This is a genomic window from Microbacterium testaceum StLB037, assembly GCF_000202635.1.
In the GTDB taxonomy this organism is placed as follows: domain Bacteria; phylum Actinomycetota; class Actinomycetes; order Actinomycetales; family Microbacteriaceae; genus Microbacterium; species Microbacterium testaceum_F.
Genome location: NC_015125.1, coordinates 2,872,533 through 2,886,188 on the forward strand (window position 1 = coordinate 2,872,533; position 13,656 = coordinate 2,886,188).

The 13,656-nt window shown below is 69.3% G+C and carries 10 protein-coding genes and 1 tRNA gene; 6 read left to right on the forward strand and 5 right to left on the reverse strand.

Annotated elements, in window-relative coordinates:
* Positions 1-7 precede the first annotated feature (7 nt).
* Positions 8-829, forward strand: coding sequence for a siderophore-interacting protein (locus MTES_RS13060; RefSeq protein WP_013585739.1), 822 nt, complete (start codon positions 8-10; stop codon positions 827-829).
* A 100-nt stretch (positions 830-929) separates the two neighbouring features.
* On the opposite strand, the gene MTES_RS13065 is transcribed toward MTES_RS13060, so the two are convergent.
* On the reverse strand, positions 930-1,709 hold the full coding sequence (locus MTES_RS13065) for an HAD-IIB family hydrolase (RefSeq protein WP_013585740.1): 780 nt from the start codon (positions 1,707-1,709) through the stop codon (positions 930-932).
* 337 nt (positions 1,710-2,046) lie between these two features.
* Between MTES_RS13065 and MTES_RS13070 the strand changes: the two genes are divergently transcribed.
* The 5 genes from MTES_RS13070 to MTES_RS13090 all read left to right on the forward strand — a co-directional run bounded on the left by MTES_RS13070 (position 2,047) and on the right by MTES_RS13090 (position 7,791).
* Positions 2,047-4,032, forward strand: coding sequence for an LPXTG cell wall anchor domain-containing protein (locus tag MTES_RS13070; RefSeq protein WP_080575427.1), 1,986 nt, complete (start codon positions 2,047-2,049; stop codon positions 4,030-4,032).
* A 99-nt stretch (positions 4,033-4,131) separates the two neighbouring features.
* Entirely contained in the window at positions 4,132-4,914 is a 783-nt protein-coding gene (locus MTES_RS13075) for an IclR family transcriptional regulator domain-containing protein (protein ID WP_013585742.1), read from the forward strand.
* A 227-nt stretch (positions 4,915-5,141) separates the two neighbouring features.
* On the forward strand, positions 5,142-5,885 hold the full coding sequence (locus MTES_RS13080; protein WP_013585743.1) for a 3-oxoacid CoA-transferase subunit A: 744 nt from the start codon (positions 5,142-5,144) through the stop codon (positions 5,883-5,885).
* Positions 5,886-5,982: 97 nt separating this feature from the next.
* A complete protein-coding gene (locus MTES_RS13085) occupies positions 5,983-6,621 on the forward strand; it encodes a 3-oxoacid CoA-transferase subunit B (protein ID WP_013585744.1) in 639 nt (212 codons plus the stop codon).
* A 3-nt stretch (positions 6,622-6,624) separates the two neighbouring features.
* The gene (locus tag MTES_RS13090; protein WP_013585745.1) at positions 6,625-7,791 is read left to right on the forward strand and encodes a thiolase family protein; all 1,167 of its coding nucleotides are present in this window, start codon (positions 6,625-6,627) and stop codon (positions 7,789-7,791) included.
* Between the two features lie 96 nt (positions 7,792-7,887).
* Here the strand turns inward: MTES_RS13090 and MTES_RS13095 are convergent.
* From MTES_RS13095 to MTES_RS13110, 4 genes are all read right to left on the reverse strand, one after another.
* Positions 7,888-7,964 (reverse strand) — tRNA-Pro (locus MTES_RS13095).
* A gap of 338 nt (positions 7,965-8,302) precedes the next feature.
* Positions 8,303-9,820, reverse strand: coding sequence for a hypothetical protein (locus MTES_RS13100; protein WP_013585746.1), 1,518 nt, complete (start codon positions 9,818-9,820; stop codon positions 8,303-8,305).
* A gap of 113 nt (positions 9,821-9,933) precedes the next feature.
* Positions 9,934-10,857 (reverse strand): metallophosphoesterase, encoded by a 924-nt coding sequence (locus tag MTES_RS13105; protein ID WP_013585747.1) that lies wholly within the window; start codon positions 10,855-10,857, stop codon positions 9,934-9,936.
* Positions 10,854-13,559 (reverse strand): penicillin-binding protein, encoded by a 2,706-nt coding sequence (locus MTES_RS13110; RefSeq protein WP_013585748.1) that lies wholly within the window; start codon positions 13,557-13,559, stop codon positions 10,854-10,856. Before MTES_RS13110 ends, MTES_RS13105 begins: the two co-directional genes overlap by 4 nt.
* Positions 13,560-13,656 lie beyond the last annotated feature (97 nt).

Below are 13,656 nucleotides of genomic sequence, written 5' to 3' on the forward strand. Positions count from 1 at the left end.
GAGTCCCATGACCGACCGTCCCGTCCGCCCGCCGCGACCTCAGCACGTGCTCGAGGTCGTGTCGACCGAGCGTCTGACCCCTCACCTCGTCCGCGTCCGGGCTCGGGGAGCCGACCTGACGGTGTTCCGCGAGAGCGCGTTCACCGACAAGTACGTCAAGATCACCTTCGTCAAGCCCGAGCTGGGACTCGAGCCGCCCTACGACCTGGCGGCGCTGCGCGAAACCCTCGCCCCGGACGACCTCCCGGTCACGCGGACGTACACCGTGCGCGAGGTCGCCGGCGACGAGCTGGCGATCGACTTCGTCGTGCACGGCGACGAGGGTCTCGCCGGGCCCTGGGCGGCCCGAGCCCAGCCGGGGGAGCGTCTCGTCGTGTCATCCCCGGGCGGAGGCTACGTCCCCGACGCCGAGGCGGACTGGCATCTTCTGGCCGGCGACGAGTCGGCGATCCCCGCGATCGCGGCCGCCCTGGAAGCCCTTCCCGCGGATGCCGTGGGCTCGGTCTTCCTCGAGGTGCAGGAGCAGGGCGAAGAGGTGCCGCTCACGGTTCCCGCCGGCGTGCGTGTCGCCTGGGTGTATCGCGGCGCAGCAGTGGCGGGGACATCGCGAGCGCTCGTCGACGCCGTGGCGGCGTGGACTCCGCCTTCCGGGCGCGGACACGTCTTCGTCCACGGGGAGCGCGAGGCCATGAAGGCGTTGCGCGACGTCATCTTCGGGCAGTGGGGACTCGCCCGCACGCAGGTCTCGCTCTCGGGGTACTGGGCCTACGGCCGGACCGAGGACCGCTTCCAGGCGGAGAAGCGCGAACCCATCGGGCAGATCCTCTGAGTTTCCGCGGTCGCCCGCCGCGATGAGAAACGCCGCCGCGGGCGTGACCCCCGCTGCCGTGCGGTGGTCTCGCTCGAGACGGCGTTTCCGACGTCGACGGTCAGGCTTGTGTGCGCACCGGCAGCGTCGGGATGAGGGCGTCGAGGTAGTCGGCCGTGTCCTCCCAGCCGTGGACCGCGTGGCACTCGACACCCATGGCGAGCACCGGGTAGTCGTTTCCGTCCGGGTCGAGGCGATCGCCGACGAAGAGCATGTCGTCGAGGGGGATGCCGGTGGCCTCCGCCAACTCGCGCATTCCGTACGCCTTGTCGATGCCACGGTGGGTGATGTCGACCGAGGTCGACCCGCCCGAGCGGACCTCGAGGTCGGGGATACGGGCGGCGACGGCCTCGCGCAGCGTGCTCTTCTTCTCCCCGGTGGGATCCCACGCCATCTTGGCGTCGAGGGGAGCGCTCTGGCCGAGGGCCGAGAACGTGATCTGCGAGCCGCGGTCCTCGAGGATCTCGCCCCACGGCTCGGCTTCCCACAGGCCCAGACGCTCGGCCTCTTCGCGCACCGCGTCGAGAGCGCGCGTCTTCTCGTCTTCGGTGAGGGAGTGCGCGTACACGGTCCGGATGCCATCGGCACCGAGGCGGTAGTACTGCGTGCCGCAGGTGGGCATCAGGTGGAGGTGGTCCAGGAGCTCGGGGCTTCCCTCCGGCAGCCGTTCGACGACCTGGGTGCGGAACTGCTGGAGCTGGCCCCCGGAGATGATCGCGACCTCCACGCGCTCCGCGAGCGCGAGCAGCAGGTCGCCGATACGGGGGTCGATCGCGGTCTTGGAGGGGGCGAGAGTGTCGTCCAGGTCGAAGGCGACGAGACGCGGCGAGGTGTCGGACACGGTGCTCCTACAGGGTGAGGTCAACGGATGAGGCCGGCCGGACCCCCTGCGGGTGCGGGGGAGAACGGCATCCACGAGGGATGTCGCGGGCTGCCACCGATTCTACCGAGCAGGGCTCGATGCTCACCGGAGATGGACGAACGGAGGACGCGGGTGAGCACCTCCTCGAATTATGAAAGTCTTCTCATCTCGTGGGGCAATTTGTAAACCCGTACATACAGAATTGTCAGCTTGTCGTAGGGTGGGCGGGAACCTGAGAGGTGGGTGGGGGCCCGAACACGGTCTCTTCGCGCGCACTTCCGGTGTTATTCCCATCAGAAACACATGAGATGAGCCGATGAAACGAAACATGAAGCGTGTGGGGTGGGCGGGCGCATCCGCCGCGTTGGCGCTCGCTGCAACGGGGTTCATCGCCCCGACGGCAGCGTTCGCGGGCGACGCAGAGTCCACTGCCCCGACGTCCGGGCCGCAGTTCGATGCCGCCGCCAAGGCGCTGCTCAGCAGCGATGACCAGGTCAAGATCGTCGGTGCTGACGGCAACGGCAACGTCGTCGTCTACACGACCGCCGACGAAGCAAACCTCAAGGGTGAGCCCCGCGCGTTCGTCGACAACAATGCGAACGTCATTCTGAAGAAGCTGGATTCCGCTCCCAAGAAGGCGGCCTCGACCGATGTCGTCGGTGGTGCCGGCTACTTCGGTCTGGTTTCAGGCAACAGCGGGTACTCCTGCTCGGTCGGCTTCAGCGGTTTCACCCCCACCGGTGCCCCCGCTGTCATCAGCGCCGGTCACTGCACCCAGGACGGCGAGATCGGCGAGGTCTCCCTCACCGTTCCCCGTTCCGACACCGCCGGCGGCGGCGGACAGGGGCCCGTGGAGCTCTCCCACACGCTGGGTGACTTCGGTTTCTCGCAGTTCGGTGGCCCGGGCAACACCGCGGGTGCCGACGGCGCTGCGGATTCGGTCGACATCTCGGTGATCGACATCACGAACAAGGACCTCGACCTCAAGCCCGAGGTCACCGACTGGACGAACGTCGACGACCTGTCGGCATCCACGTTCCCGATCAAGTCGGTCGGCGAGGCTCAGGTCGGTCCCTTCGCGAAGTCCGGTCGTACCACGGGCTACACCCAGGGCAACATTGAGATCGTCAACGGCTGGCTCGACGTCGAGGGCCGTTGGGTCCACGGCTTCGGAGGCCCCATCGACGTCATCCAGGGTGACTCGGGTGGACCGATGTGGCAGGGTGACAAGGCCGTCGGCGTGACGTCGGCGCTCTTCGACTACCAGGGCGTCCGCTACGGCTGGGGCGCCGACCTGCTCTCGGGTCTCGCTCAGACCGACGGCTACACCGTCGAGGTCCAGGTCGACGCTCCGAAGCTCACCACCGAGGACGGCAGCACGGTCACGACCGGCTCGAACATCTCGGGTACGGCTCAGGCCAACACCAAGCTCGTCGTGACGCCGGAGAAGGGTGACGCGTTCACCATCGACGTCGACGGCTCGGGCAACTGGAGCTTCGCTGTTCCGGAGCGTCTCGGCGAGTACGCCTTCACGCTGCAGTCGACGAGCGGCTACAGCAAGTCCTCGACGGTCGATGCGTCGGTGAACGTCGTTCCGCAGGCTCCGGCCTTCACCTCGCCCGCCGACGGCTCGTCCACCGTCTCAGAGGTCACCAAGATCTCGGGCACCGGACTCGCCGGAGCCACCGTCACCCTCACGGGTGACGTGAAGGCCACCGCCAAGGTCGGCGCGGACAGCACCTGGTCGGTCGAGGCCGACCTCAACGAGGGTTCCTACAAGGTCAACGCCACGCAGGCGCGTGACGGTGTCACCTCGGCTTCGGCTTCGGTCTCCTTCGCGGTGATTCCCGCGCAGCCCACCATCGACGGCATCGTCGACGGCAGCAGCTACTCGGACTCGGCCATCCCGACCAAGGTCTCGGGCACGGGTGAGACCGGTGCGGACATCACCGTTTCGCTGAACGGTGCCGAGGTCGGCACGACCACGGTCAAGTCCGGCAAGTGGACCGTCGCGTTCGCGGATGCGCTGGCTCCCGGTGACTACACGGTCGTCGCCACGCAGACGGTGAACGGTCAGTCGAACAGCACCTCGGTGTCGTTCTCGGTCGCCGCGGCCCCCGGCCCGTCGCCCTCGCCGTCGCCCAGCACGCCCAGCACCCCCGGTCCGACCCCGGGTCCGCAGGGCACGCTGCCCAAGACCGGTGCGAGTGACCCCGCGCCGCTCGCCCTGGGCGCCGCTGCGCTGCTCCTCGGTGGCCTCGGAGCGGTCGGTTACCGTCGCTTCCGCCGCGTGAGCCGCTAAGCACCACGCCTCATCGCCCCCGCCATCGCACCCTCGGGTGTGGTGGCGGGGGCGATGTCGTTGGGGGAGCCGGCTCGCGTGCTCGGATAAGGTGAGCCGGTGAGCGAAGCGGTCGAGAGCGAGAGCGGGTCGGGCGATTTCGTCCAGTCCCTCGCCCGCGGACTCGAGGTGATCCGCACCTTCGACGCCGAGCATCCCGCCCTCACGCTCAGTGACGTCGCCCGCCGGGCGGGGCTGACCCGCGCGGCCGCTCGCCGCTTTCTCCGGACCCTGGAGACGCTCGGGTACGTGCGTGCCGACGGGCGTGCCTTCTCTCTGACGCCCCGCGTCCTCGAGCTGGGGTTCAGCTACCTCTCCGCTCTCTCCCTGCCCGCGCTCGCCCAGCCCCACCTCGAGCGCCTGTCGCGGGAGGTCGACGAGAGCGTCTCGTCGGCCGTACTCGACGGAGCGGACATCGTGTACGTCGCGCGTGTTCCCACGCGACGCATCATGAGCGTCGGTATCACGATCGGCACGCGCTTCCCCGCGTACGCGACCAGCATGGGGCGCGTCCTTCTCGCCGCGCTGCCGGAGACGCGAGCGCGCGAGATCGTCGCCGCGTCGCATCCCGAACCCCTCACCTCGCGGACGCGAACGGATGTCGAGGCGATCCTCACCGAGCTCGCGGAGGTACGCGCCCAGGGATGGGCTCTCGTGGACGGCGAACTCGAGGAGGGACTGCGCTCGTTGGCCGCGCCTCTGCGCGACCGCGAAGGAACCGTCGTGGCCGCCGTGAACATCTCGGCAACCGCTCGGGGAGACGCGCGCGCGTGGCGCGAGCAGTGCCTGCCCGACCTGCTCGCCGCGGCGTCCGACATCGACAGTGACCTGCGTCTGGTCTGAGGTCGCACGTCGGCGTTCCGTTCGCGCGTCGCTGTTCGCGTCTGCTCGCTGTTCGCTGCTCGCTGCGCGTCGGGCGTCGGGCGTCGGGCGTCGGGCGAAGCGGCTGACGGGATGCCGGAGCCCGGGCGCGAGGTTGCGCTCCGGCTCTTGTCGTCCGACGTGCTTGAGCGTAGAGTTGTTCGCAGAACGTACGCGTGTGCGCAGAGCGAACATACGAGGGAGTCCGCGTGATCGACAAGACCGTTCCCGATGTCGCGGCGGCGGTCGCCGGCATCCCTGACGGGGCGACCGTGATGATCGGCGGATTCGGCCGCGCCGGCCAACCCGTCGAGCTGATCGACGCTCTCATCGCCCACGGAGCGCGCGATCTCACCGTCGTCAACAACAACGCCGGGAACGGCGACACGGGGCTCGCCGCCCTGCTCGCGGCCGGGCAGGTGCGCAAGATGATCTGCTCGTTCCCGCGGCAGAGCGACTCGTGGGTGTTCGACGGCCTGTACCGCGACGGCAAGATCGAGCTCGAACTCGTCCCCCAGGGCAACCTCGCGGAGCGTATCCGGGCCGCCGGTGCCGGCATCGGCGGGTTCTTCACCCCGACCGGCTTCGGTACGCAACTGGCGGAGGGTAAAGAGACGCGGCGTATCGACGGCCGCGATTACGTGCTCGAGTATCCGATCCACGCGGACTTCGCGCTCATCAGCGCCCGCGCCGCCGATCGTTGGGGCAACCTCGTCTACCGGGAGACGGCCCGCAACTTCGGACCCACCATGGCGGCCGCGGCGGCGACCACGGCCGTTCAGGTGGACGAGATCGTCCCTCTCGGCTGGCTCGATCCCGAGGCGGTCGTGACCCCCGGGCTCTATGTCGACCGGGTCGTCGCCGTGGGGGAGCGCGCGTGGTTGCGCGACGGAGAGTTCGTCGGCGGCGTCGACATCGAGGGTCGTCCCCTCGCTCCCGAGGGGAACGCCTGATGAACGCCTGCCGCTCTAGCTCTTCGTCCGCGTGCGGCACCGCCGATCACGCTCTGGCCGGCCGCGTCGATCGACGCACCCAGGAAGAGGCAGCACAGTGACCACTCGCATCTCCCGTACGCAGCTCGCCGCGCGTGTGGCATCCGACATCCCGGAGGGTGCGGTCGTGAACCTGGGCATCGGTGCTCCGACGCTCGTCGCCGACTACCTGCCCGAAGGTCTCGAGATCGTGCTGCACACCGAGAACGGGATGCTCGGCATGGGTCCGGCCCCCGAGCGCGGACGGGTCGACCCCGATCTCATCAACGCGGGCAAGCAGCCGGTCACCGCGCTGGCGGGGGCGGCGTACTTCCACCACGCCGACTCGTTCGCGATGATGCGCGGCGGACACCTCGACGTGTGCGTGCTGGGTGCCTTCCAGGTGTCGGCCGGGGGCGACCTCGCGAACTGGTCGACGGGTGAACCCGGGGCGATCCCCGCGGTCGGCGGGGCGATGGACCTCGCGATCGGTGCGAAGGACGTCTACGTCATGACCGACCTGCTCACCAAGGGCGGCGAACCCAAACTGGTGGCCGCGTGCACCTACCCGCTCACCGGCGTCGGCTGCGTCTCGCGCGTCTACACCGATCACGGCGTCTTCGACGTCACCGCCGACGGCTTCCGCATCCGCGAGCTGTTCGGCGACAACACGCACGCCGAGATCGAGGCTCTTCTCGGTCTTGATCTGGAGGTCTGACCCATGCCCGCTTCCTTCGTCTACGACGCCGTCCGCACGCCCTTCGCCCGGCACGGCAAGGCCTTCGCGGACGTGCGCCCCGACGACCTCGCGGCGACCGTCATGGCATCCGTCGTCGATCGCTCGGGGATCGACCCCGCCCGTATCGAAGACGTGATGTTCGGGGACGCCAACCAGGCCGGCGAAGACAACCGCAACGTCGCGCGCTTCGGCGCCCTGCTCGCGGGCTTCCCCTCGTCGGTGCCGGGGACGACGATCAATCGGCTCTGCGGGTCCTCCTTGGATGCCGTGATCCAGGGCTCGCGGGCGATCGAGGCGGGGGATGCCGACGTGATCCTCGCGGGTGGCGTCGAGTCGATGACGCGTGCTCCGTTCGTGGTCGAGAAGAGCCCGCGGCCCTTCCCCGCGGCGAACCAGACGATGTGGAACACCTCGATCGGCTGGCGCATGACCAACCCGCGTCTGCGAAAGGACTGGACGATCTCCAACGGCGAGAGCGCCGAGAAGCTCGCCGAGATCTACGGCATCTCACGCGAGGAGCAGGACGCCTTCGCCGCCCGCAGCCACCGCCTCGCCGCCGCCGCGTGGGCCGCGGGAACGTTCGACGCCGAGATCGTGCAGGTCGAAGGGCACGCGCTCATCCGCGACGAGGGCATCCGCGACGATTCGACCGCCGAGGTGCTCGCGGGCCTGCGCCCCGCGTTCCAGAAGGACGGTACGGTCACCGCGGGCAACTCCTCACCCATCAACGACGGCGCGTCGGCGGTGCTCCTGGGTGCGGAGGGGATCCTGGATGCCGAGCCCCTGGCGCGCATCGCCGGCCGCGCCGCATTCGGCAACGACCCCGACGTGTTCGGCGTCGCCCCCGTCGAGGCGGCCAACCGCGCGCTCGCTCGCGCCGGACGCTCGTGGAAGGACGTGACTTTCGTCGAGTTGAACGAGGCGTTCGCCTCTCAGACCCTCGCGTGCGCGAAGTTGTGGACCGAGCTGGACCCCGAGCTGCTCAACCAGAACGGCGGCGCCATCGCGATCGGCCACCCTCTCGGCGCATCGGGCGGGCGCCTCATCGCCCGCGCGGCCCACGAACTCGCGCGTCGCGGCGGCGGCGTGGCCGTGACCGCGATCTGCATCGGCGTGGGGCAGGGGCTCGCGGTGGTGCTGGAACGCTGAGCGCGCTGCGGCCGCAAGGCCGTTTCGCGGGCGTAGCCGAGAAATGAGTGAGGGCCCCTCGCGATCCCGCGAGGGGCCCTCACTCATTTTGAGAGATGGTCGGGGTGACAGGATTTGAACCTGCGGCCTCGTCGTCCCGAACGACGCGCGCTACCAAGCTGCGCCACACCCCGTGGCCAACCCTGAAAGTCTACCCCGTTCCCGGACGTGCGCCCAATCGTCCTGCGTGGCGGGAGTGTCGAGCTGCCGTACGGAGAAGCGGCGCGAGGGGCCGCGAGCGTCGAGGAGTGCTTCCGCGTCCGTGCCGCGCGGAGCGAACCTCGACGCCCGCGGTGCACGGCTGCCGCTCGGCGCCGCCGACTCCGGGCCGCGAACTCGGCGCCGCCGCTCAGGGCCGCCACTCTGGGCCGCCGCTCGGCTCGGGAGCTCGGGGCCGCCGCGCGCTATCGCCGCGCGGGCTGTCGCCGCGCGGGTCGCCGCCGCGGCGCCGCGGCCGACTCGGGTCGCCGGCTCAGGGCCGTCGGGTCGGGCGCCGTCTCGCCACGATCGCCGCACCGGTGCCGAGCGTCAGGGCGAACATCGCACCGAGAGCCGCTCCGACCATCGGGGGTCCTCCCACGCCCGTGGAGGCGAGGGAAGCGGGGAGGGCAGCCGTAGCCGAGGGGGTCGGTACGGGAGGGGGAGTGGGCGTCGGTGAGGCTGCGGGCGTGGGCGGAATCGGCGGAGGCGTCGGGGCGAGCTGCTCGGTCTGCGAGGGCTTCGCGAACCGCTCCGTCCAGGTATAGCCCCGCGGGAGGTACGGTGCGATCCTGCTGTCCTGTTCCTCTCTCGAGATCCGCCAGACGGCGGTGTACACCCCGGAACCCGGGAGTGTCTCGGGCGAGGAGACGCGATACGTCCCCGGCCCTCGACCCGGATCCGTCGTCAGCGTGAGTCGAGCGACGGGGGAGAGGGCCGACGGCACCTCGGCCGACTCGGCGGGGAATGCCCCCGTTCGGTACAGGTCGGCGCTCGCGAAGAGCGGTACGAACGAGCCGTCGGCCTGACGCGGCCACACGCCGTCCCCGACGGAGACCTGCACATCGTCGATGAATCGGTCGCCGTCGATGCGGGCGGTCGTCTCGATGACGGGGCGGAACTGCACGGGGCGCGCCGAGACGTCAGCCGTCGACAGATCGAACGACTGCGGGTCGGCGGGGCCGGCCGATTCCTGCTGACCAGGGGTGGTGTAGAGCCGTACGGCCGCAGCCGGCACTCGGAAGGTTCCCGACGCGCGGACGGTGTACGGGCGGCCGTCGCTGTCGGAAGGCCGCGGAGCCGAGATCGGGTAGACGACACCGGCGCGCACGTCGCCGCGCTCCGACGTCCCGGTGTCGGCGAAGACGGCGTTCTCGAGCCGCAGCGTGCCGGTGGCGTCGGGGTCGACGTCGGCGACGATCGTTCCGTCGGTCGGATCGTCGCCGGCGGTGGTCAGCGTGAGCGATCCGCCGATGCGGGGGACGTGGACGGACGCCGCTTCGGCGAGGTAGTGATCGACGCGCGCCTGGATCGCCGCACTGTTCTCGGGACTGGCGCGGCGCATGATGTAGTCGATCGCCTCGCTCAGCGAGTCGCCGCGGTAGCCCCACGAGTGCAGCGCGGTGTCGCGGTCGACGATCGCCTTGACCGCCCATCCCACGCTCGCCGCCTGGACGGGGTCATCGGTCTGGCCGTATGTCGAGACGAGGTGGTTGATCGAGGCGAGTTGCTGGGCGCTGAGCCCGCGCACGTCGGCGGTCGTGCCGTGGTCGGTCGTCGCTCCGGTGGCGACGGGGAGTCCCGGGTGGATGCAGTACGTGTGGACATCGCCGACCCTCATCGAGCCGTGCCAGCCGGTGGACGACAGGGGTGCCCACGTGCCGAAGCCCGTTCCCCGATCGGCGGCTGTCGCCGGGGGAGCGAACAGGGCGATGGCTGCGGCGACGAGCGTGAGGACGGCGACCAGGGCGCGCCGTCGGCGGCGTGGTCGCGAGGAACGCGAGTGATGCATGGAGAGTCCCTTCGGTTGAGGGACTCGATCCTCGCTCCGTTGCCACGCCCGGAAACGCCTGAAGGGACCGTTTCGTGGACGAAACGGCCCCTTCGGGGGTGGTGCAGAGGAGCTCAGCGCGGCAGCAACGTCAGCAGCGTCGCTTCCGGCCGACACGCGAAACGCACCGGAGCGTAGATGGAGTGTCCGAGGCCGGCACTCACGTTCAGCGGCACCGAACGGCCGCCGTGCGACCATTCGCTGAGCCCGCGGGCCTGGTCGAGGGGGAGATCGCAGTTCGACACGAGCGCCTTGCGGCTGAACGGCACCCGCACCTGCCCGCCGTGGGTGTGCCCGGCCAGCAGCACATCCGCGCCGAAGTCGATGAACGTGTCGAGCGTGCGCCGATAGGGCGCGTGCATCACTCCGAGCGTCAGGTCGGCGGCATCCAGAGTCTCCAGAACCGGGGGAATCTCCTCGGGACGATCCCACTTGCGATGAGCGTCGTTCACGCCGAAGGCGGTGATGCGCACCCCCTTCACGTCGAGGGACACTGCGGTGTCGTCGAGGATGTTCCATCCGAGGTCGTCCGTGAAGAACCGGTCGAGGGCTTCCACGTCGAGATGCTTGTGGGCGGGCACATTCCCGGACGGACCGAGGAAGTAGCGGAGCGGATTGCGCGGCGACGGCTCCTGGAAGTCGTTGGAGCCGTGAACGACCAGGCCGGGCACGCCTCGCAGAGGCGCGAAAGCTGTGCGGATGCCGGTCAGCCCGTCGCGGTGTCCGAGGTTGTCGCCGGTGTTCACGACGAGGTCGGGCGCCAGCTCGGTCAGTCGAGCCATCCACTCCTGCTTACGGTGCTGCCAGGGGGCCATGTGCGCATCCGACACGTGGAGCACGCGGATCGGCTCCGCGCCCTTCGGAAGCACACGCAGCGCGTGGTAGCGCACCGTGAACAGGTAGCGCTCGATGCCCATGCCCCAGATGGCCGCGCCGACAGCGGCCGCCCCCGCAACCCCGAGGGGTGCGAGGGCGGCCTTCACTGCGGGACGCGTCACGGGCAGTCCTTCGCGGCGATGCTCAGCGACACGGCGGTGCTCTTATTCGTCGAGGTTCCGGCGGCCGGGTTCGTCCCGGTGACGCGACCCTCAGCGGGTGCGCTCGCGTCCTTCTCGCAGCTGCCGATCGAGACGGTCCCGAATCCCGCGGCGAGCAGGGCGGCTCGTGCGGAACTCACCGGGTTGCCCGACACGTCCGGCACCGTGGCGCCCTGGCCGTTGCCGGGGCTGAGGGTGATCGTCGAGCCGGCGGGTGCCGATCCGGCGCCCGGGTTCTGCGCGGCGACGCGGTCGCCGCCGAGCTCGGAGTCGACGGGCGATCCGATGCTCACGCTGAAGCCCGCGCCCTGGAGGGTGGAACGGGCCTCGTCGAGCGTCTTCCCGACGACGTTCGGCAGGTCCTTCTGGATCGTCCGGATGAGGTTCGAGGAAGGCCCGGGGAAGGCATCGCCCCCGTAGAACTCGTCCGCGGCGCGCTGCGACTCCTCGGCGATCGAGTACCGCATGTCGGAGAGCTGCTGACCGTTCCAGTACTTGCCGAACAGGTTCGCGGTGCCGTCCCAGTTACCGACCCACACGGCGGTGGTGACGTTGGTCGAGGACTCGATCATCCAGGTGTTCCAACCCTCGTGGGTACCGGTCTTGCCCATCAGCGGCGTGCCGTCGAAGGGGTTCGCGGCCTGACCGGTTCCGCCGCCGGTCATGACGCCCTGCAGGGCGTACGCGGCCGTGGCAGCCACCTCGGGGGTCAGCGTGCCGGGCGTGCACTGGCGGTCGGGGATCGGGCGCTCGGCACCGTCACTGTCCGTCACCTTGTCGATGACCTTCGGTTGGCAGTGGGTGCCGCCGTTGGCGACGGTCGCATAGGCTCCGGCCATCGCGATCGGCGAGACGTTGTCGTCGCCGATGACGTTGTTGGCGACCCGCATCTCGATGTCGGTGCCGTCGCCACGGGTGACGCCGAGCTTCTTGGCGACTTTGGCGATGTCGCACAGGTCGAGCTGCGAGGCCATCGTGAGGTAACCGGTGTTGAGCGAGTTCTTGGTGAAGGTCAGCGGGGTGCCGTAGTAACCCGGGTCGGACCCGAAGTTGTTGATGATGGTGCCGCCCCCGTTGATCCAGTCGCCGTAGCACGAGTTCTTCATGTTCGGCACCGGACGCAGACGACCGTTGAGGTTCTCGTTGAGGGAGTGGCCCTTCTCGAGCCAGTCCACCAGAGTGAACAGCTTGAACGTCGACCCGGCATTGAACCCGTTCGAACCGCCGTTGTCCTTGTCGCCCGCGAAGACGATCGAGTTGTAGGCGGGGTCGGACTCCGCCTGCGTCGGATCCTGGGTGAACTTCGTGTTCTGCGCGATGCCGAGGATGCGGCCCGTCTTGGCCTCCATGCTGACGGCGGTCGAACCGAACTTCATGCCGTCGAAGCTCTGCGGCGCGTTCTCGTTCATGGCGGTCTGCGCGGCATCCTGGATGCGCCAGTCGAGAGTCGTCTGGATCGTGAGGCCGTCCTGACGGAGTGCGTTGACGCGATCGTCGACGTCGGTGCCGAAGGCGGGGTCGTTCAGGATCGTCGAGACGACGTACTGGCAGAAGTACGGGGCGCCCGAGTTCGCGCAGCCCTGGTTGGTCTCGGTGATCTGCGGCGTGATCGGCTCGATGGCCGCCGCGACGTATTGCTCGTGCGTGATCTTGCCGTCGGCTTCCATGCGGCTGAGGACATAGAGCTGTCGGCCCTTGGTCTCGCTGTAGCCGTCGGCGGCGTTCACGAGCTGTTCCTGCGTGATCTCGCCGTTGTCGCGAAGCGTGTAGAGCGCCTGAATCGTGCTCTGATCGACGTCATCGATGGAGCCGTCCGGGGCCTTGTTCCAGGTCACCGAGCCGTCTTCGTTCGAGATGGAGCCGTTCGGGCGGTCGATGCGGAAGCGGTTCGGGTTCTGCACCATGCCCGCGAGGATGGCGGACTGACCCACGTTGAGCTGAGCGGCCGGGACGTTGAAGTAGTACTTCGCGGCGGCATCGATGCCGTACGTGACGCCACCGAAGTTCGCGATGTTGAGGTACCCGAGGAGGATCTGGTCCTTCGTGTACTGCTTCTCGAGCTGGATCGCGTAGCGCATTTCCTGCAGCTTGCGCTGGTAACCCTCGACGCCGTCGGCCTGGATGGCCTGGAGCGCGCACTCCTGCAGGGCTTCGTCGCGCGTCTTGGCAGGCGTGCCGTCCGAGCCGTCCGTCGCCTTGGCGTCGCGTTCGCAGCGCTGGACCAGGACGTTCTTGACGTACTGCTGGCTGATCGAGGAGCCACCCTGGGTCTCGCCACCGGAGGCGTTGCTGAGCAGCGCGCGGGTCGTACCGATGAGGTCGACGCCGCCGTGCTGGTAGTACCGCGGGTCCTCGGACGAGAGGATCGCGTCGTACATGACGGGGTTGACCTGGTCGAAGGTGACGGGGGAGCGGTTCTGGTCGTAGAACTTCGCGAGGACCCGGTCGCCGGCCATGAGCGTCGTCGGCAGCATGAGGGCGTCAGGCTGCAGGTAGCTCGGCATGTTGTCGAAGATCGTGATGGCGCTGCTGGCGGCAGCACCCGACACGGCGATCGCCGGGGTGACGGCGGCGGTCAGCAGAACACCGGCGGCCGTGCTCAGACCGACGAGGCCGAGGATGCCGCCGAGCGCACCGCTAGCCGTTCGTTTGTTCTCAGGCATAGGGTTGATGCTAAGCGACGTTGCTGGGCGATGCCTTGATGGCGTGCGCTCGCGCGCGTACGCGTCCTGGCCGCGCACACCTCGTGCGCGGCATCCG

Bases quoted from the DNA above. Each gene is read 5' to 3' on its own strand.
- MTES_RS13090 (WP_013585745.1), top strand. From the start codon at position 6,625: ATGCCCGCTTCCTTCGTCTACGACGCCGTCCGCACGCCCTTCGCCCGG.
- MTES_RS13070 (WP_080575427.1), top strand. From the start codon at position 2,047: ATGAAACGAAACATGAAGCGTGTGGGGTGGGCGGGCGCATCCGCCGCG.
- MTES_RS13060 (WP_013585739.1), top strand. From the start codon at position 8: ATGACCGACCGTCCCGTCCGCCCGCCGCGACCTCAGCACGTGCTCGAG.
- MTES_RS13110 (WP_013585748.1), bottom strand. From the start codon at position 13,559: ATGCCTGAGAACAAACGAACGGCTAGCGGTGCGCTCGGCGGCATCCTC.
- MTES_RS13100 (WP_013585746.1), bottom strand. From the start codon at position 9,820: ATGCATCACTCGCGTTCCTCGCGACCACGCCGCCGACGGCGCGCCCTG.